Origin of the sequence: Caulobacter sp. 602-2 (genome assembly GCF_011043625.1) — a bacterium.
Lineage (GTDB): Bacteria > Pseudomonadota > Alphaproteobacteria > Caulobacterales > Caulobacteraceae > Caulobacter.
Genome location: NZ_JAAKGT010000007.1, coordinates 214,016 through 231,525 on the forward strand (window position 1 = coordinate 214,016; position 17,510 = coordinate 231,525).

A 17,510-nucleotide genomic window follows, 5' to 3' on the forward strand; every position below is an offset into this window, starting at 1 on the left:
TCGGCCTGACCAATCTCTATTTGCACTCCCATCGGGTCGAAGAACCCTTCAAAATGTGGGAGTCAGGTATGCGGCGGTTTTTCAACACGACGGCGCTCGGCGGGATCTCGGCTGGGGTCGCCCTGGCCGCCTTCGCAGGCCTCGCCCACGCCCAGGAAACGGTCGATGACGCGCCAAACACTGACTTTGCCGTCGGCGAGATCGTCGTCACCGCCCAGAAGCGCTCGCAGAACGTCCAGGACGTGCCGATGGCCGTGCAGGTGATCGGCGGCGACCAGCTGGAAGCCGCCGCCGTGCGCGAGTTCACCGACCTGACCAAGGTGGCCCCGTCGCTGATCGTGCGGCCGGCCGACAACCCCGTGAACGCCTCGGTCTCGATCCGCGGCGTGGGCACCTTCGCCTTCGGGGTGGGGGTCGAGCCCAGCGTCGCCGTGGTGGTCGACGACGTGCCGATCGCCTTCCAGGCCCGGGCCTTCGCCGACCTGGCCGACGTCGAGCGGATCGAGGTGCTGCGCGGCCCGCAGAGCACGCTGTACGGCAAGTCGGCCTCGGCCGGCCTGATCAACATCGTCACGCCGGGCCCGACCCGCGAGCTGACCGGCAAGGTCAGCGCCCTGGCCACCACCGACGACGAGGTCGGCCTGGGCGCCATGATCTCGGGCCCGATCACCGACACCCTGCGCTTCCGCTCTTCGAACAGCTACACCAGCTTCGAGGGCAACATCGACAACCTCTACAACGGCGAGAAGGTCAACGGCCGCGAGACCTTCGCCACGCGCAACAAGCTGGTCTGGGACCCGACCGACAAGTTCAGCGCCACCCTGGCCGTCGACTACCTGAAGGGCGACACCACGGCGGGCCGGCCGTTCATCGCCCTGTCGCCCGACGCTCGCCTGCGCGGCAACGCGGCCTGGACGCCGGCGGTGTTCGCGCCCGGCGTGAACGTGGGTCCGAACAACAGCGCCGTGGTCAACAACGTCACCACCGGCTCGGACTACGAGGACTTCGCCCAGTCGCTGAAGCTGACCTACGACCTGGGCTTCGCCACCCTGATTTCGGTCACCGCCAACGACCGCTACAAGATGCTGGACGCCTTCGACCAGGACGAGACGGCGCTGAGCGTCAACAACTACGCCAAGGGGCTGTTCTCGGCCGACCAGTTCAGTCAGGAGATCCGCCTGGTCTCGGACGCGTCGAGCCGCCTGCGCTACACCCTGGGCGCCTTCCACGCCGACGTGAACTATCGCCGCTACTTCTTCCGCGGTCCGGCCTTCTCGCAGGCCAACTGGGACGCCACCTCCGGCTCGAACGAAAACTCGGTCTTCGGCCAGCTGGAATATGACGTGCTCGAGGGCACGACCCTGATCGGCGGCCTGCGCCTGGGCCGCGAGAAGATCGGCTACACCTTCCGCGACCTCCGCGCCGGCCCGGCGGCGGCCTGGGCCGACGGCGCCAGCGACGACTACGCCACCTACCGGGTGGGCGTGCAGCACAAGCTGGCCGACGACGTGATGGTGTTCGCCACCTACGCCACCGGCCACAAGGGCCAGAGCTACGACCTGACCACCGGCTTCAACCAGGCCCGCGCCGACCTTGGCCCCGTGCGTCCGGAAAGCTCCGAAGACATCCAGGTCGGCGTGCGCTCGCGTCTGCTGGACCGCCGCGTGACCCTGAACGCCACGCTATTCAACACCGAGTACGACGACTTCCAGGCCCAGGGCGCGGAGCTTCTGCCCGACGGCACCCAGAACTTCCGCCTGACCAACGTGGGCGCGATCCGCACGCGCGGGATCGAGGTCGAAAGCACCGCCCGCCTGGTCGACGGCCTGACCCTGTCGGGCTCGGTCGCCTATCTGGATGCGGAGATCACGCAGTTCGCCGGCGCCCAGTGCTGGCCCGGACAGACGGTCGCGCAAGGCTGCGCCGGCTCGCCCGCCCGCCAGAACCTGGCCGGCGAGCGCCCGCCCCAGGCGCCGAAGTGGAAGCTGAGCGCCGGCGCCGAGTACGTGCGTCCGCTGGCCGGCGACCTGGAGGGCGTGGCCAATGTGGCGGCCAACTACCAGAGCAGCGTCAACTACTCGCTGAACCAGGATCCGCTGACGGTCCAGAAGGGCTATGCCGTGGTCAACCTGTCGGTGGGCGTGCGCGACAAGGCGCGCGGCTATCAGGTGACGGCCTTCGTCAACAACCTGTTCGACGAGGGCTACTACACCAACCTGGTCAACAACTACGGCGCCTACGGCAATCAACTGGCCGTCCAGGCCTTCCTGCCGCGCGACTTCAAGCGCTACGGCGGGGTGCGGGCGTCGATGACGTTCTGATCGGGCTGGGCGCGCGAGGGCTTTGGGCTCTCGCGCGTCGCCATGGATCCGAGCTTTCCCCCGCGGGGGAGCCCGGCCTTAGTCTAGATGCTCGGCGGAATGTCGAGCCGCCCTAGTCCTCGGCGGAGAAGGCGCCCACGGTCCAGGACTTGAGCATCCATTCGTGCAGGCCCGTGTCCCAGATCCAGGTCTGGTCGCTGGGGGCGGAGGCCCGAACCTGGGGTTCGGAGCGCGTGGTCCTGTAGATCCGCCCAGTCACCTTGACGGTTCGGCCGTCGAGGCCCTCGATCCGGTCGGGATAGAGGTCCAGGCGCGCCGCCGCGCTCTGCGTCGCCAGGAACTTGCCGACATTGTTGCGCCGATGGATGTCGTCCTTGGCGACCTGTCCGGCCCAGTTCACCTCGGCCGAGGCGTTGGTCCCGATCCAGTTGCTCCAGGCCTGCGCCGGCTCCAGGTCCGTGCGCAGGTTCAGCCGGCCGCCGCTCTGGTTGGCGAAGCCGGCGGCGGCGAGCGTGTCGCCATGCAGCATCGTGCAGGCCGCCAAGCGTTCGACGTCGTTGCGATACTCGCTCACCGACAGGGCCTCGCAGGTCGGGAACTGCTGGAGGGCGAGCTTGGACAGGTCGAAGACGAACTGCGTCGTCAGTCCCGGTGAGCAGGCGTTCTCGGTGCGCGACCTGATCGTATCGGCCCCGTCCGGAGCCGTCGGCGCGTTGACGATCTCGACCGAGGACACCCAGGCGTGCAGGCAGATGTCGGACAGGTCGTCGCCCGCCTTGGAAGGCGGTCGGGGCGCCAGCGCGCGATCGGCGTAGCGCGCGCTGGCCGCCACCGTGTTCCAGGCCGTCAGCGAGGCGGGGGCTTCGAGCTTGCGGTTGAAGGCGTAGACCACGGCCTTCGGCGGCTCGCCCGGGCGGCGCTCGAAGGCGATGGTCGGGCGCTCGCGGCCATAGCCGTCGACGAAGAAGGCGCGATAGGCCTCGACGCCCGCCTTGGCTTCGGCGTCGGCCGAGGCCATGCCCAGCTTGGCGACGATGCGGGCCCGGTCGGCCGGCGCACAGCGGTCGGTGCGGCTATCGTCCAGGCAGTTTTCGGGCGGAAGGGCAGGGCCGGCCTGCAGGAGCACGGCGGCGAAGAACACTGAACCGAACATGACGCCCCACTTGTATCTGGGGTTGATAGTTCAGCTTCTTGCGACCGCCGTAAATAGCTTCGCGTCTCTTTCTAGGTATAGCGATCGCGGGTGGCGGCGATGCGGGCGCGGGCCTCTTCCATCTCCTGCACTTCCGTCGCCGCCAGCAGCGAATTCAGCACGCGGGTGAGGTGGCGGCGCATGGCGTCGCGGGCGTCCTCGGGCGAGCGGCTGCGCAGGGCCGAGACGATGGCGGCGTGCTCGTCGATGCGCGGGATGACGCCGGCGGCGTGGGCCTTCTCGCCCATCAGCTTGGTCTGCGGCGAGCGCTCGCGCGCCTCCCACAGAAGCTCGACGGCGGCGATCATGGCGCTGTTCTGGGTGGAGGCGGCGATCAGCATGTGGAAGCGCTTGTCGGCGTCTTCGGAGCGATCGACGTCGCGGGCGTTCTCGGCCTGCATCTCGGCCACCAGGCCGTCGAGCTGGTCGAGCTCTTCGTTGGTGATGCGCTTGGCGGCCATGGCGCAGGCCTCGGCCTCGATGGCGCGGCGGGCTTCCAGCAGTTCGAACGGGCCGATGTCGGTGGCGCCGGCCTGGCCCTCGTTGGGCGTCTGGGCCTTCACATAGACGCCCGAGCCCAGGCGCACCTCGACCAGGCCGTCCAGTTCCAGGGCGATGATCGCCTCGCGGATGGTGGGGCGCGAGACCGAATAGGTCTGGGCGAGGTCGCGTTCGGACGGCAGGCGCTGGCCGACGGCGTAGCGGCCCTCGGCGATCTGGCCGGCAAGATCCTTGGCGACGCGTTCGTACAGACGGTTCTCGCCCTTGACGGACATGCGGGGACTTCCTGAAATTGGTCTGACCAATATGGACAAGCCAGTTGTCGATAGTTATGGAACTTCCAACGGAAGACCACGGGAATCTCGACGTGCATACTAGCCAAACCGAGGCGTTCAAGGCAGCCGGCCTGCCGCCGATGCGAATTACCGGCGCCCGCGTGATCGTCACCTCGCCCGGCCGCAACTTCGTCACCCTGAAGATCGAGACCGACCAGGGCGTCTACGGCATCGGCGACGCCACCCTGAACGGCCGCGAAAAGTCGGTCGTCGCCTATCTGGAAGATCACGTCATCCCGGTGCTGATCGGCCGCGACGCGCGCCGCATCGAAGACATCTGGCAGTACCTCTATCGTGGGGCCTACTGGCGCCGCGGTCCGGTGACGATGCGCGCCATCGCCGCCGTCGACGTGGCCCTGTGGGACATCAAGGCCAAGGCCCTGGGCGCGCCGCTGTACGACCTGCTGGGCGGCCGAAGCCGTGATGGCGTGCTGGTCTACGGCCACGCCAACGGCAGCGACCTGGAAGACACCGTCGAGGCCGTCGGCCGCTATATCGACGCCGGCTACAAGGCCGTGCGGGCCCAGTCGGGCGTGCCGGGCCTGGACCTGGCCTACGGCGTGGGTCGCGGCGACATGTACTACGAGCCGGCCGACGCGACCCTGCCGACCGAAACGACTTGGGACACCCGCAAGTACCTGCGCTACCTGCCGACCCTGTTCGAGGCGTTGCGCAAGGAGCACGGCTTCGACGTGGCCTTGCTGCACGACGGCCACCACCGGATGACGCCGCGCGAGGCCGCCCAGCTGGGCAAGAGCCTGGAGCCCTACGACCTGTTCTGGCTGGAGGACTCGACCCCGGCCGAGAACCAGGAGGCCTTCCGCCTGATCCGCCAGCACACCACCACGCCGCTGGCCGTGGGCGAGGTGTTCAACACGATCTGGGACGCCAAGGACCTGATCCAGGAACAGCTGATCGACTACATCCGCACGACCATCGTCGGGGCCGGCGGCCTGACCCACCTGCGCCGCATCGCCGACTTCGCCTCGCTGTGGTCGGTGCGCACCGGCTGCCACGGCGCGACCGACCTGTCGCCGGTGACCATGGGCGCCGCACTGCACTTCGACACCTGGGTGCCCAACTTCGGCATCCAGGAATACATGCGCCATTCGGAAGAGACCGACGCGGTGTTCCCGCACGACTACCGGTTCGACAAGGGCATGCTGTACGTGGGCGACACGCCGGGCCATGGCGTCGACATCGACGAGGCCCTGGCCGCCAAGTACCCCTACGAGCCGCGTCAGCTGCCGGTCGCCCGCCTGGAAGACGGGACGATGTGGAACTGGTAGGGGGCTGATACGACCCGGGTGTAAAAAGGGCCACCTTCGCATTGGCGAGGGCGGCCCCAAAACAGCAGAGGCGGAACGTCAGGGACGTTCCGCCTCTTTTTTCTTCGAGTTAGCCCCGAAGGCCGTTCCTGTCAGGATCAGCCGTTGACGGCGTCCTTCAGTTGCTTGGCCGGCGTGAAGCCGACCTTCTTGCTGGCGGCGATTTCGATGGTGGCGCCGGTGGCCGGGTTGCGGCCGGTGCGGGCCGGCTTGTCCTGGACCTTGAACTTGCCAAAGCCCGGGATCGAGACTTCTTCGCCCTTCACGGCGGCGTCAGCGATGGCCTTGAAGACGCCGTCGACGATGGCCTTGGCCTGGGTCTTGGTCAGCTTGTCGTCGCTGGCGACCAGAGCTTCGGCGATATCGGCGGTGTTCATGGAGTAACTCCTTATAGAATCGGGAGAACCAGACTGACTGGTGAGATCGGCCATGTCACGCGCCGCCGTGTGACGTCAAGCGTCCGCCGCAACCGGCGGAGGGGCGAAAAAGCCTTGATCCGCTTGGTTGAACCGCCGCCGCAGCGCTCGAAAGGCCCGGTTTTGCGGCATTGGCCGTTGTTTACTCAGACAATAACGCAGCTTACGTCGATTGCATGTGCACGCATATCCGGATCGTCCCGTGATTGACGCTGATCGTTGTCGAATATACTCCGACAAATAGTCGGCGGCTCACGAGGCTGCTTCAGACGCCGCTCGAGACGGCGACGAGGGAAGAAGCAGCATGAAGCCGAGCAAGCGTCACCGCGCGATCCTGGCCGGCCTGGCGGCGTTTCTGCTGGCGGCGGGCCCCGCTGAGAGCCTGGCCGGCGCGCCCGGCGAGCGCACCTGGACCGCCGACAACGGCGACGGGACCTTCACCAATCCGCTGTTCTACGACGAGTTCTCCGACCCCGACATGATCCGAGTGGGCGAGGACTACTACCTGACCGGCACTACCATGCACACGATGCCGGGCCTGCCGATCCTGCGCTCGCGCGATCTGGTGAACTGGCGGTTCGTCGGCTACGCGGCCGACAGGCTGGACCTGGGGCCCAACTTCCGGCTGGAGGGCGGAGACGTCTACGGCCAGGGCTTCTGGGCGCCGAGCTTTCGCCACCACGACGGCGTCTTCCACATCTTCAGCAACGTCAACCGCGAAGCGACCTTCCACTTCACGGCCAAGGATCCGGCCGGGCCGTGGACGCGCACGCGGATGAAGCGCGGCTTCCACGACCTGTCGGTGCTGTTCGACGACGACGGCAAGGTCTACGTGGTGTGGGGCTATCGCGGCATCCGCATGGCGCAGCTGAACGCCGACCTGACCGACATCGTGCCCGGCACCGAACGCGAGATCATCGCGCCGGAGCAGGGGATGGGCGAGGGGCTGCATTTCACCAAGGTCGGCGGCAAGTACTGGATCACCAGCGCCTGGTTCGACGGCATGATGCGTCTGCCGGTCGCCCGCGCCGACCGGCCGGAGGGGCCCTACGAGGTCAACCGCGAGATCAGCGTCGGCGAGGACTTCGGCCTGGCCGAGGGCAATCGCCTGGAGGCGCCCAAGCCGCCGTTCAAGATCATCCCGCCCGATCCCCGGCCGCGCGGCCGCACGGCCCTGCACCAGGGCGGCTACGTCCAGACGCCGGGCGGGCAGTGGTGGGGCTATTCGATGATGGACTACAATTCGGTGGGGCGGCTGACGGCCCTGTCGCCGGTGACCTGGAAGGACGGCTGGCCCTATTTCGGCCTGCCGGGGAACCTGGGTCGCAACCCCCGCACCTGGATCAAGCCCGACACCGGGGCGACACAAGCCCCGCATGCGCCGTACGAGCGAAGCGACGACTTCTCGGGGGCTGCGCTCAAGCCGATCTGGCAGTGGAACCACGTGCCTGTCGACGCCCGCTGGTCGCTGTCGGAGCGGCCGGGCTTCCTGCGGCTGAAGACCCTGCCGGCCGCCGACTTCTGGACGGCGCGCAACACCCTGACCCAGCGCTCGATCGGCCCGGCCTCGCGGCCGCGCACGCTGCTGGACGCCTCGGGGCTGGCCGAGGGCGACGTGGCGGGCCTGGCCCTGCTCAACCTGCCCCATGCCTGGATCGGCGTGCGCAAGGTCGCCGGCGGGCTGGAGATCGAGCAGCGCGACCAGCGTACGGGCCAGATCGCCAAGGCGAAGGTTTCGGGGACGCGGATCTGGCTGCAGGCCGACGCCGACTTCATGGCCGAGACGGCGCGGTTCGCCTACTCGACCGACGGCAAGGTCTTCACGGCCTTGGGCGAGCCGATGGCGATGGTGTTCCAGCTGCGCACTTTCCAGGGCGTGCGCTATGGCCTGTTCGCCTACAACGAGGCCGGCCGCGAGGGCGGGGTCGCCGACTTCGACGCCTTCGAGGTGTTCGAGCCGCATCCGCGCGGCCTGCGCCGGCCGATCCCCGACGGCCGCAAGGTGACGCTGGCGGCGCTGGGTCAGCAGAAGGTGGTGAGCGTCGAAAAGCGGCTGCTGGGGCGGGCCTTGCTGCGCGGGCCGGAAGGCTATCTGACCGTCGCCGCCGACGGCGCGGTGAGCGCCTCGAAGGCGCGCGACGATAAGGCCCAGGCCTTCCAGTGGATCGAGACGCCGACGGGCGAGCTGGCTTTGATGTCGCTGGTCACCAACCGGTTTCTGCGGGTGTCGGAGGCAGGCGTCTGGACCGCCGACAGTCCCGGCACGCAGTCCGACGGGCTGGATGGGGCGCGGTTTGTTTGGCGCTAGGGGCGGTAGGACGCCTGAACCCCTTCTTCCGAGCTTCCCCGCGAAGGCGGGGATCCAAGCGGCCTTGCGGCGCTCCAGGGCCAAGTCGAGTAGCGCGCCGTGAGTTCAGCTTGGGTCCCCGCCTTCGCGGGGATTGGGCGGAGTTTTGCGAGGCGGAAAACTAAGCCGCGTCCAGCGCCGCCCGTTCCAGCACGTCGATCCGGTCCGCCAGCCCGGGCGCGGGCCAGTCGAGCGCCGCCAGGGCCAGGTCGATGACCGGAGCGCGAGGCGGCGGGGCCGCCTCGATCACGGCTTCCAGGCGTTCGCTCATCGCTATTCCGCCGCGATCTGGCCAGGCGCGCGGGTCCAGCGGTTCTCGGGGACGGGCAGGCCCAGGTGACCGCGCAGGGTGTCGTGCTCGTATTCGGTGCGGAACAGGCCGCGGGCCTGCAGGATGGGCACCACCTGCTCGCGGAACAGGGCGAAGTCGCGGGGGCGCGTGACCCGCAGGATGAAGCCGTCGGCGGCGCGGCCCTCGAACCAGCGCTGGATTTCGTCGGCGATGGTCTGGGGCGAGCCGACGAAGTCGCTGCGCCAGGTTCCGAACCGCTCGGCCGCCTGGCGAAGCGTCAGGTTCTGCTCGCGCGAGATCCGCACGATGCGCTCGGCATGGCCCTTGTAGGCGTTGAGGCTGAGGCCCGAGACGTCGGGGAACGGCCCGTCCAGCGGGTACTGCTTGAAGTCGTGATAGCCGAAGGCGCGGCCCAGCTGGGTCAGCAGCTTGTCGATGCTGACCGATCCGCGCTGGGCCTCGGCCAGGGCGCGGGCCTCCTCGTCGGTGTCGGCGATGACGGGCGACAGGCCCGGCAACACGCTGATGTGGTCGGGATCGCGGCCCTGCGCGACCGCGCGGGCCTTGAGGTCGGCGTAGTATTCCTGGGCGTCCTCGAAGCCGTCGACGCCGGCGAACACGCCCTCGGCGATACGGGCGCCCAGATCGCGGCCCGCGCCGCTGACCCCGGCCTGGAAGATCACCGGCTGGCCCTGGCTGGAGCGGCTCAGCGCCAGCGGCCCCGCCACCTGGAAGTGCGGGCCCTTGTGGTTCAGGGCGTGCTGCTTGTCCTTGTCGAGGAAGACGCCGGCGGCCTTGTCGCGCGGGAAGGCGTCGTCCTCGTAGCTGTCCCACAGGCCCTGGACGACGTCGACGAACTCGCCGGCCCGCTCGTAGCGCACGGCGTGATCGAAGTGGGCGTCGCGGCCGTAGTTGCGGGACGCGCCCTCAAGGCCCGTGGTCACCACGTTCCAGCCCGCGCGGCCCTTGCTGATGTGGTCCAGCGAGCCGAACTGGCGGGCCACGTTGTAGGGCTCCCAATACGAGGTGGTCAGGGTGCCGACGAGGCCGATCTTCGAGGTCGAGACCGCCAGGGCCGAGAGCAGGGTCAGCGGCTCCAGCCGGTTGAGGAAGTGCGGGGCGGTGTCGGGGGTGATGAACGGGCTGTCGACGATGAAGACGAGGTCGAACTTGGCCGCCTCGGCCAGGCGGGCGTTGTCGATGTACCAGCCGATGTCGATGCTGGCGTCGCCGGCCAGGTCGGGATCGCGCCAGCTGGTGTGATCGGCGCCGACGCCTTCGAGGATTGCGCCAAGTTTCAGTTGGCGTTTCGCGGCCGTGGTCATGTTCGCCTCCGTGTCTTGGCCGCAGGCTTGCGGCCAGGCGTAGCGGGCGACAAATCAGGTGTTCTCAAGAGGCCTATTGGCGGCGTTCAACACCCTGCTTTCGCTGGGGTTTTCGAACGCCGCCGCCTGCTCGGCTGCAAGGCCGATCAGAATTACTGGGCCGGGAAGTCGGTCGAGACGCTCAAGTCCCGCCAGCGCTCCAGCTCGGCCAGCCGCCGGGTGTCGGTGTCGCGGATGATGGCGACGGCGTCGCTGCCCAGAGCGATGCGCAGCGGCGGCTCGTCCATGGCCGCGACCGCGAGGATCACCTGGGCGGCGCGGGCCGGGTCGCCCGGCTGGGTTCCGTCATAGGCCGCCTGGCGCCGGGCGGTGGCCCCGACCACGGCGTCGTACTCGGCCCGGCCGGCGCTGAGGTTCGTCGAGGCGCCGGCGAAGTCGGTGCGGAAGCCGCCCGGCTCGACGATGGTCACCTTGACGCCCACGAGGGCCATCTCCAGCGCCAGACTCTCGGAGAAGCCTTCGACGCCCCACTTGGCGGCCGAGTAGGGCGCGCGGCCCGGCGCGCCGATCCGTCCGCCGACGGACGACAGCTGGATCACGTGGCCCGAGCGCTGCTCGCGCATCAGCGGGATCGCCGCCTTGGTGACGATGATCGTGCCGAACAGGTTGGTCTCGATCTGGCGTCGGAAGTCTTCGAGCGAGGTGTCCTCCACCGGGCCGACATCGCCGTAGCCGGCGTTGTTAACCACCACGTCGAGCCGGCCGAAGGCCGTGACCGCCAGGGCCACGGCGCGCTCGGCCGCGACCGGATCGGAAACGTCGAGGGCGGCCAGCCGCACGGCGTCGCCATGGCGCTGGGCGAGGTCTTCGAGGGCGCGAGGATCGCGGGCGGTGGCCACCAGATGGTCGCCGGCGGCCAGCACGGCTTCGGCGAGGGCCCGTCCGAGGCCGCGCGAGGCCCCGGTGATCAGCCATGTCCTGGTCATGGGGTTTTCCTTCTTCGGTTCGTTCACTGGGCCTTGGCGGCGGTTTCGATCAGGGCCGAGACCGCGTGCGGATGCGAGATCATCACCACGTGCGAGGCGCCGGGCACGGTCACCACCTGCTTGGCATGCGCGCGGTCGGCCATCCAGGCCATGGCGGCCGGCGGGATGTTGCGGTCGCCGCTGCCCCAAACCCACCAGGACGGGATGGTCTTCCAGGCGGCCGAGACGGCCTTTTCGCCGCCGGCGGCGTCGGTCAGCGGACGTTGGGCGATCGCCATCAATTGCGCCTTGGCCAGGGGCACGTCGGCGGCGAACTGGGCGGGGAACTTGTCCTGCTGGATATAGAGGTCGTGGACGCCGCCGGGCAGGTCGACCGGCTTGTCGAGGGCGGCGGGCAGGGTCGAGCCGGGGAACTTGCCGGCCAGCTCGAAGGTGCTTTCGCCGACCTCGGGGGCGAAGGCGGCGACATAGACCAGCGCCTTGACGTTGGCCGCGCCGTCGGCAGCGGCCGAGATCACCGTGCCGCCGTAGGAGTGGCCGACCAGCACGACCGGGCCGGGGATGGAATTGATGACAGTGCGGACGGCGGCCGCGTCGCTGGCCGCGCCACGCAGCGGGTTGGCCGCCGAGACCACGGGATAGCCGTCGCGGCGCAGGTCGGCGACCACGCCGTCCCAACTGCTGGAGTCGGCGAAGGCGCCGTGCACCAGAACCACCGTCGGCTTGGCGGCGGACGGCGTGGCGGCCTGGGCGGCGGCGAAACCGGTCAGGCTGAGCGCGACGGAGAAGAGGAGGGCGTTCCTGGACATGGGAGGTTTCCTTTGGGCGTGCGGAAGGGTTCGGCCGCGAGGACCGTTCGGGTTGGCGTCTGAGGGGAGAGGCTCGGGCTAGCCGAAGGTGAAGGCGTAGGCGCGGACGCCGGGATCGAGGAGCTCGATCGCAAAGCCGCGATCGGCGACGGGGCGCGACTGGCGGACGAGCTGATACATGCGGGGCCGGTCGATCACGCCGGTTCCGTCGGCGGCCACGTCCCAGCCGTGGTCGGGGCCCGGAGCCTGGCCGTCGAGGCGCACGCGGTAGCGCACAGGCCGGCCGGGCTGGTCGGGCGCGAGCACCATGTGCAGGTCGCGGGCGTGGAAGCGGTTGGCGATCACGGCGCCGGGCGCCAGGCTGGTGGTGAACTCCTCGCCGGCCCGCCACTCGCCGGAGAGGCCCCAGCGGTTAAGGTCGAGGGCGGCGGGCAGGCGGTAGGCCTTGGCGGCGTCCTGGCGCAGGCCGCCGGGCGAGGCGAAGGCGTCGGCCTTTCCCCAGCCGATATAGCTTTCGGGCGAGCCCAGCTCGGCGAAGTCGGGCGCGGCCTGCGGGCCGACGGCCTTGATCGGCGACAGGCTCTCGGCGATCGCGGGACCGGGAACCAGGGCCAGCAGGGCCTGGATGCGCCGCTCGTGGCGGTCGTAGTCGCCTTCGCCCGCCGCGTGGCCGCGCACCTTGCCGTCGGCGTCGACGAAGTAGAAGGCCGGCCAGGCGTTGTTGCCGTAGGCCCGCCAGATCCGCCAGTCGCTGTCGAGCACGACGGGAAACGGCACGTCCAGGTCGGCGAGGGCCTGACGCACGTTGGCGACATCCTTCTCGAAGGCGAACTCGGGCGTGTGGACGCCGATCACCACCAGGCCCCGGTCGCCATAGCGGGCGTGCCAGGCGCGCAGATAGGGCAGCACCCGCAGGCTGTTGATGCAGGAATAGGTCCAGAAGGCAACCAGCACGACCTTGCCGGCCAGGGCCTTGGGCGTCGGCGCCGGGCCGTTCAGCCACTGCGTCGACAGGGAAAGGGCGTCCAGCGCCGCCGACGAGCCGCCGGCCCAGGCCAGGGCGTTGCGGGCCGGCGGCAGGCCGATGGCGGCGGCCACCGACAGCGGAACGAGGCCGACGGCCGCGCCCTTAAGCCAGTCGCGGCGGGAGAGATGTTCGGATCGGGTCACGATGACCGCTCCTTGGGATCGAGGCTTCAGGCCGCCCAGCGGGCGACGTCGAGGATGGCGCGGGTGAAGTCGCGCGGCGCTTCCTGGGGCAGGTTGTGGCCGACGCCGCCGCCGACATCGCGGTGCTCGTAGCGGCCCTTGAACTTGCCGGCATAGGCGGCCGGCGGCGGGTGTGGGGCGGCGTTGCCGTCGCCCTCCATGGTGATGGTCGGCACGGTGATGACGGGGGCCTGGGCCAGCTTGGCCTCCAGCGCGTCGAAGCGGGTCTCGCTCTGGGCCAGGCCCAGTCGCCAGCGGTAGTTGTGGATGGTGATGGCCACGTGGTCGGGATTGGCCAGCGAGGCGGCCGAGCGGGCGAAGGTCGCGTCGTCGAAGGCCCACTTGGGCGAGGCCGTCTTCCAGATCAGCCGGGCGAAGGCGTCGCGGTTCTGGGCGTAGCCCTTCGCGCCGCGCTCGGTGGCGAAATAGAACTGGTACCACCAGGACAGTTCGGCCTCCGGCGGCAGCGGCGCGGCGTTGGCCGCCTGGCTGCCGATCAGGTAGCCGCTGACGCTGACCAGGGCCGAACAGCGGTCGGGCCACAGCGCCGCGACGATGCAGGCCGTGCGCGCGCCCCAGTCGAAGCCGCCGATGACGGCCTTGTCGATGCGCAGCGCGTCCATCAGGGCGATGACGTCGACGGCGAGGGCGGCCTGCTGGCCGTTGCGCGGGGCGGTGTCGGAGGTGAAGCGCGTGGTTCCGTAGCCGCGCAGGTGCGGGACGATCACCCGCTTGCCCGCCGCAGCCAGGATCGGGGCGACCTCGGCGAAGGCGTGGATGTCGTAGGGCCAGCCGTGCAGCAGGATCACCGGCGGTCCGTCGGCGGGACCCGTCTCGGCGTAGCCGATGACGAGGTCGGGCGTCGCAACCTGGCGCAGGGTCCAGGCGGGGGCGGCGGCCGAGGCGGCCGAAGCGCGCGTGGCCAGGGCGCCGGCCGCGCCGGCGATGACAGCGGCCTGCAGCAGGCGGCGGCGGGGAAGGTCGAACTTCGGGGACATGGGGCTTGCCTAGTGCTGGTGGCCGGCGGGGGCGGCCGGAACGACGAAGCGGATCGTGGCGCTGTCGAGCGGGCGATGATTGGCGTCGGCGAGCGTGATTTGAACGCTGTGCGACCCGGGCGTCAGGCCGACCAGGATGATCGGCTCGCCGCTGGCGTCGGCCCAGTGCCAGGGGGCGTCGTCGACGGTGACGTGCACGTGGCCGATGCGGGGCGTGACGGCCAGGGCGGCCGGGCCGAACACCGGCTGGATGCGCAGGTTCTCGGCCCGGTACTGGATGAACACCCGGTCCTGGGCCAGCGGGCCGGGCAGGGGCGGGTCGACCACCAGGCGCGCGGGCGGCTGGGGCGTGGTCAGCGGCACGACGCCGGCCGGACCCAGGACGTCCGCGGCCGACAGGTTGGGCAGGTTCTGGGCGAAGGCGGGAACAGCCAGCAGGGCGGCGGCCAGGCCGAGGGGGAGGGACTTACGCATGGCCAACCTCGCCGGCCCGGGTCACGGCGTCCTGGGCGAGGGCGGCGACCGCGCAGGCCGCGCCGCCGATGACCGCCGAGGTTCCCAGCATCGCCAGGGTCGAGGCCGTGGGGGCCAGGCCCGAATAGAAGAAGCTGGTCAGGCCCAGGAAATAGGCCAGTGGATTGTTGATCGGCGCGACCTCGCGCAGCGACAGCACGACGATGACGACGCAGATCACCGCGACCGGCGTGGCCAGCAGGCCAAGGCCGGGGGTCATGGCCCCGATCAGCAGGGTCGTGCCGGCGCCCAGGGCCAGGCCCAGCAGGTGCGAGACGGTGTTGGCCAGGCCCGCGCGCAGGTCGTCGCCCGCCAGGTTGAAGGCGGCCCAGCCCAGGAACATGGCCGGCGGCGGCAGCATGACCGAGGTCACGCCCAGGGTGGCGAGCCCGGCGACGGCGGCGACGCTGAGCGAGACGGCGTGGAACTGTGCGGACTTGGGCGTGGCGAAGGCGGAGAGGGCGGGCAAGGCGGACATGGGGGCGTTTCCTTGGGCTTGGTGAGGGCGGATGGAGGCGCCGCCGCTCGGAGGGGGGGACGGCGGCGCCTCGGGTCTTCCAGCTCAGGTCGGGCGGGGTCAGATCAGGTTCAGGGTCACGCCGATGTTGCCGCGCGTGGCCTTGGAGTAGGGGCAGGTCTGGTGGGCGGCCTCGACCAGGGCGCGGGCCACATCGGCGGGCAGGCCCGGCAGGCTGACGTTCAGGCGGGCCTGCAGCTGGTAGCCTTCGCCCGACTTGCCCAGGTCGACCTCGGCGTCGACGGCGACGTCGGCGGGCAGGGTCACGCCTTGGGCGCGGGCCGCCAGGCCCATGGCGCCGATGAAGCAGGCCGACCATCCAGCGGCGAACAGCTGCTCGGGATTGGTCCCGGGAGCGGCGCTTCCCGGCGGCGACAGGCGGACGTCCAGCTTGCCGTCGTCGCTGCGGGCCGCGCCGTCGCGGCCGCCGGTGACATGGGTGCGGCCGGTGTAGAGGACGGTGTCGATGGCGGCTTGCGGGGTGGTGGTCATGTCGATCTCCTTTTCAATCGGATCCGATGTAATCGGTACCGACTTCATAGATCGAAGTTTCGCACATCGTCAACCTTCCGATTTGATCGGATCCGATTTATATTTGTCCAAACCGCCGCGAACCGACCGCGGCCCTCTAGGACGCAAGGCCCCGATGACGACCTCCGCCCCGCCTGTCGCCCCTCTGGGTAAAGCCCCCAGGCTCGCCGACTTCCTGTGCTTCGCCGTCTATTCGGCCAACCTGGCCTACGGCCGCGCCTACAAGCCGATCCTCGACGAGCTGGGCGTGACCTACACCCAGTGGATCATCATCGTGGCGCTGTGGGAGGAGGACGGCCAGAGCGTGAAGAGCCTGGGCGACAAGCTCTTCCTGGAGAGCAACACCCTGACCCCGATCCTCAAGAAGCTGGAGAGCCTGGGCTTCTTGCAGCGCCGCCGCGATCCGTCCGACGAGCGCCAGGTGATCATCAGCCTGACCCAGGCCGGTCGCGACCTGCGCGAGAAGGGCGGCCAGCGCACCCTGGTCAAGGCCACGGGCCTGGAGCCCGACGAGTTCCGCCAAGTGCAGAAGACCATCACCCGCGTGCGCGACAACCTGATCGCCCACGTCGCCAACGACGCTTGATTGATGCTCTCCCAGAAGGGGGAGGGTTTGGTGGTTCGCGTCTAGATGTTGTCGGGCTGGCGCGCGGCCCGGGCCTCGGTCGGCGAGACGCCGAAGCGGCCGCGGAAGGCGCGCGAGAACTGGCCGCTGCTGGAGAAGCCGAAGTCCAGGGCGATCTCGGTGACGCTGGCGGCCTCGGCGCCGGCCAGCCGCCGCCGGGCCGCGTCGAGCCGCCGGTCGCGAATGGCGCTGGCCACGCCGCCGTCCTCGGCGAACAGGCGATAGAGATTGGCCCGCGAGACGCCGAAGCGCAGCATCAGGGTCTCGGCGTTGAGAGCCGGGTCGGCGAGGCGGCTGTCGATGAAGGCCAGCATCCGTTCGCGAAAGCGCCGGCCCAGGCGCGAGGCGCCGGCCTTGGCCGTGTCCGGCCGCCGACGGGCCAGGGCCATGGTCAGCACCTCGATCAGGGCGGCCTCGGCGGCGTCGGCGTCGTCGGCCTGCAGGTCGCCGGCGACCGCGTGGACGTCGACGATGAAGTTGCGCAGCAGGCGGGCCAGCGGATCGTCGGCGCGCAGCACCTGGCCGTGCAGGCTGTGGCCGACGGCGACCCGGTCGACCGGCTGGCGCGGCGCGATCACCGTCAGTCGCCCGCCGCTGGAGGCATAGGACACGTAGGGTAGGGTCAGGTCGAAGACGCAGATGTCGCCGCTGGTGGCGGTGATCGCCGTTCCGTCGCAGTCGCCGCGCAGATCGCCCGAGGTCAGCAGCATCACGCAGTACTGGTCGAGGCCGCCGGCGCGGATCCTCTGGCGCTCGTGATCATCGCGCCGGGGCTCTTTCGCAGAGTTTTTAACATCGATGTTGGTGGGAATGCGCGGCTCTTCATAGAGCTCTTGCCAAAACATGCTCCGAGAACATGGTTCTTTCAGCTCTGTCGACAGAAGCAGGCCTTGGCGCATTAACGAAAGCTCTCGGTGACCAGGCGCGATTACCTGTCTGGTCTGAAACAAGTCCTAATAGCTAATCGAGATTCGCGTGTCAGTTGAGACGTATTGCATCGCCCTGTGAGACGCCTCGCACAGCAAGCCTTTGCAGAATGTGCAAATGAACCCTCAGCGCTGAAGCCCGGACCACGGGCCGCGCGCGACGGACTTCCAGTCCGAAAAGGCAAACCGCCGGCGACGGCGGGACGCAAAGCCTCCGGCCTCGATCCTTCGAGGTAGCGGGGCCGCCGAAGGGGAAGACGCCGTCGCCGCGCGCGCCGTCGCGTCATCCCCCTTGTTCGCAATCAGGTCCCGGAAAGGACCGAAAAGGGGTGAGTGAGC

17 protein-coding genes and 1 riboswitch are annotated in these 17,510 nt (G+C 69.6%); of the genes, 4 read left to right on the top strand and 13 right to left on the bottom strand.

The genetic code is table 11. The annotated features are described in order from the left end of the window. Positions 1-68: 68 nt before the first annotated feature. Entirely contained in the window at positions 69-2,321 is a 2,253-nt protein-coding gene (locus tag G5B46_RS15875; protein WP_165260200.1) for a TonB-dependent receptor, read from the top strand. A gap of 112 nt (positions 2,322-2,433) precedes the next feature. Here the strand turns inward: G5B46_RS15875 and G5B46_RS15880 are convergent, their stop codons facing one another. Beyond that, the gene (locus G5B46_RS15880) at positions 2,434-3,474 is read right to left on the bottom strand and encodes a hypothetical protein (RefSeq protein WP_165260202.1); all 1,041 of its coding nucleotides are present in this window, start codon (positions 3,472-3,474) and stop codon (positions 2,434-2,436) included. A 71-nt stretch (positions 3,475-3,545) separates the two neighbouring features. Then, on the bottom strand, positions 3,546-4,289 hold the full coding sequence (locus tag G5B46_RS15885; protein ID WP_165260204.1) for a FadR/GntR family transcriptional regulator: 744 nt from the start codon (positions 4,287-4,289) through the stop codon (positions 3,546-3,548). 140 nt (positions 4,290-4,429) lie between these two features. Between G5B46_RS15885 and manD the strand changes: the two genes are divergently transcribed. Beyond that, the gene (manD, locus tag G5B46_RS15890; RefSeq protein WP_116490704.1) at positions 4,430-5,638 is read left to right on the top strand and encodes a D-mannonate dehydratase ManD; all 1,209 of its coding nucleotides are present in this window, start codon (positions 4,430-4,432) and stop codon (positions 5,636-5,638) included. A gap of 137 nt (positions 5,639-5,775) precedes the next feature. On the opposite strand, the gene G5B46_RS15895 is transcribed toward manD, so the two are convergent. Next, positions 5,776-6,054: an HU family DNA-binding protein gene (locus tag G5B46_RS15895; protein WP_101715906.1), complete on the bottom strand. Its 279-nt coding sequence runs from the start codon at positions 6,052-6,054 to the stop codon at positions 5,776-5,778. A gap of 343 nt (positions 6,055-6,397) precedes the next feature. Here G5B46_RS15895 and G5B46_RS15900 point away from each other — a divergent pair, with 343 nt between their 5' ends. Beyond that, the gene (locus G5B46_RS15900; protein WP_165260206.1) at positions 6,398-8,401 is read left to right on the top strand and encodes a glycoside hydrolase 43 family protein; all 2,004 of its coding nucleotides are present in this window, start codon (positions 6,398-6,400) and stop codon (positions 8,399-8,401) included. A gap of 160 nt (positions 8,402-8,561) precedes the next feature. Here the strand turns inward: G5B46_RS15900 and G5B46_RS15905 are convergent, their stop codons facing one another. The 9 genes from G5B46_RS15905 to G5B46_RS15945 form a co-directional block, all read right to left on the bottom strand. After that, positions 8,562-8,711 (bottom strand): hypothetical protein, encoded by a 150-nt coding sequence (locus G5B46_RS15905; RefSeq protein WP_165260208.1) that lies wholly within the window; start codon positions 8,709-8,711, stop codon positions 8,562-8,564. Between the two features lie 2 nt (positions 8,712-8,713). Continuing rightward, the gene (locus G5B46_RS15910) at positions 8,714-10,057 is read right to left on the bottom strand and encodes an LLM class flavin-dependent oxidoreductase (protein ID WP_165260210.1); all 1,344 of its coding nucleotides are present in this window, start codon (positions 10,055-10,057) and stop codon (positions 8,714-8,716) included. Between the two features lie 152 nt (positions 10,058-10,209). Next, complete coding sequence (locus G5B46_RS15915) at positions 10,210-11,043, bottom strand: oxidoreductase (RefSeq protein ID WP_165260212.1); 834 nt, start codon at positions 11,041-11,043, stop codon at positions 10,210-10,212. A 23-nt stretch (positions 11,044-11,066) separates the two neighbouring features. Next, positions 11,067-11,852 carry an alpha/beta hydrolase gene (locus G5B46_RS15920; protein WP_165260214.1) on the bottom strand — a complete coding sequence of 262 codons (786 nt, stop codon included), beginning with the start codon at positions 11,850-11,852 and terminating at the stop codon, positions 11,067-11,069. Positions 11,853-11,930: 78 nt separating this feature from the next. Further along, positions 11,931-13,022 (bottom strand): redoxin domain-containing protein, encoded by a 1,092-nt coding sequence (locus G5B46_RS15925; protein WP_165260216.1) that lies wholly within the window; start codon positions 13,020-13,022, stop codon positions 11,931-11,933. 26 nt (positions 13,023-13,048) lie between these two features. Then, the gene (locus G5B46_RS15930; protein WP_165260218.1) at positions 13,049-14,059 is read right to left on the bottom strand and encodes an alpha/beta hydrolase; all 1,011 of its coding nucleotides are present in this window, start codon (positions 14,057-14,059) and stop codon (positions 13,049-13,051) included. A gap of 9 nt (positions 14,060-14,068) precedes the next feature. Then, positions 14,069-14,533: a DUF6130 family protein gene (locus tag G5B46_RS15935; RefSeq protein WP_165260220.1), complete on the bottom strand. Its 465-nt coding sequence runs from the start codon at positions 14,531-14,533 to the stop codon at positions 14,069-14,071. Beyond that, a complete protein-coding gene (locus G5B46_RS15940; protein WP_165260222.1) occupies positions 14,526-15,050 on the bottom strand; it encodes a DUF1097 domain-containing protein in 525 nt (174 codons plus the stop codon). Before G5B46_RS15940 ends, G5B46_RS15935 begins: the two co-directional genes overlap by 8 nt. Positions 15,051-15,149: 99 nt before the next feature. Beyond that, on the bottom strand, positions 15,150-15,581 hold the full coding sequence (locus G5B46_RS15945) for an organic hydroperoxide resistance protein (RefSeq protein ID WP_165260224.1): 432 nt from the start codon (positions 15,579-15,581) through the stop codon (positions 15,150-15,152). 154 nt (positions 15,582-15,735) lie between these two features. Here G5B46_RS15945 and G5B46_RS15950 point away from each other — a divergent pair, with 154 nt between their 5' ends. Continuing rightward, positions 15,736-16,206 (top strand): MarR family transcriptional regulator, encoded by a 471-nt coding sequence (locus G5B46_RS15950; protein ID WP_165260226.1) that lies wholly within the window; start codon positions 15,736-15,738, stop codon positions 16,204-16,206. A 41-nt stretch (positions 16,207-16,247) separates the two neighbouring features. Here the strand turns inward: G5B46_RS15950 and G5B46_RS15955 are convergent, their stop codons facing one another. Further along, positions 16,248-17,090: a helix-turn-helix domain-containing protein gene (locus tag G5B46_RS15955; RefSeq protein ID WP_165260228.1), complete on the bottom strand. Its 843-nt coding sequence runs from the start codon at positions 17,088-17,090 to the stop codon at positions 16,248-16,250. Between the two features lie 251 nt (positions 17,091-17,341). Beyond that, positions 17,342-17,421: riboswitch (cyclic di-GMP riboswitch) on the top strand. Positions 17,422-17,510: the final 89 nt, after the last annotated feature.

Excerpts from the sequence above, each read along its gene's own strand:
- G5B46_RS15895 (WP_101715906.1), bottom strand. The coding sequence starts at position 6,054 with ATGAACACCGCCGATATCGCCGAAGCTCTGGTCGCCAGCGACGACAAG.
- G5B46_RS15910 (WP_165260210.1), bottom strand. The coding sequence starts at position 10,057 with ATGACCACGGCCGCGAAACGCCAACTGAAACTTGGCGCAATCCTCGAA.
- G5B46_RS15940 (WP_165260222.1), bottom strand. The coding sequence starts at position 15,050 with ATGTCCGCCTTGCCCGCCCTCTCCGCCTTCGCCACGCCCAAGTCCGCA.
- G5B46_RS15950 (WP_165260226.1), top strand. The coding sequence starts at position 15,736 with ATGACGACCTCCGCCCCGCCTGTCGCCCCTCTGGGTAAAGCCCCCAGG.
- G5B46_RS15955 (WP_165260228.1), bottom strand. The coding sequence starts at position 17,090 with ATGTTTTGGCAAGAGCTCTATGAAGAGCCGCGCATTCCCACCAACATC.
- G5B46_RS15885 (WP_165260204.1), bottom strand. The coding sequence starts at position 4,289 with ATGTCCGTCAAGGGCGAGAACCGTCTGTACGAACGCGTCGCCAAGGAT.
- G5B46_RS15915 (WP_165260212.1), bottom strand. The coding sequence starts at position 11,043 with ATGACCAGGACATGGCTGATCACCGGGGCCTCGCGCGGCCTCGGACGG.
- G5B46_RS15935 (WP_165260220.1), bottom strand. The coding sequence starts at position 14,533 with ATGCGTAAGTCCCTCCCCCTCGGCCTGGCCGCCGCCCTGCTGGCTGTT.
- G5B46_RS15905 (WP_165260208.1), bottom strand. The coding sequence starts at position 8,711 with ATGAGCGAACGCCTGGAAGCCGTGATCGAGGCGGCCCCGCCGCCTCGC.
- G5B46_RS15900 (WP_165260206.1), top strand. The coding sequence starts at position 6,398 with ATGAAGCCGAGCAAGCGTCACCGCGCGATCCTGGCCGGCCTGGCGGCG.
- G5B46_RS15875 (WP_165260200.1), top strand. The coding sequence starts at position 69 with ATGCGGCGGTTTTTCAACACGACGGCGCTCGGCGGGATCTCGGCTGGG.
- G5B46_RS15920 (WP_165260214.1), bottom strand. The coding sequence starts at position 11,852 with ATGTCCAGGAACGCCCTCCTCTTCTCCGTCGCGCTCAGCCTGACCGGT.
- G5B46_RS15930 (WP_165260218.1), bottom strand. The coding sequence starts at position 14,059 with ATGTCCCCGAAGTTCGACCTTCCCCGCCGCCGCCTGCTGCAGGCCGCT.
- manD (WP_116490704.1), top strand. The coding sequence starts at position 4,430 with ATGCGAATTACCGGCGCCCGCGTGATCGTCACCTCGCCCGGCCGCAAC.
- G5B46_RS15945 (WP_165260224.1), bottom strand. The coding sequence starts at position 15,581 with ATGACCACCACCCCGCAAGCCGCCATCGACACCGTCCTCTACACCGGC.
- G5B46_RS15880 (WP_165260202.1), bottom strand. The coding sequence starts at position 3,474 with ATGTTCGGTTCAGTGTTCTTCGCCGCCGTGCTCCTGCAGGCCGGCCCT.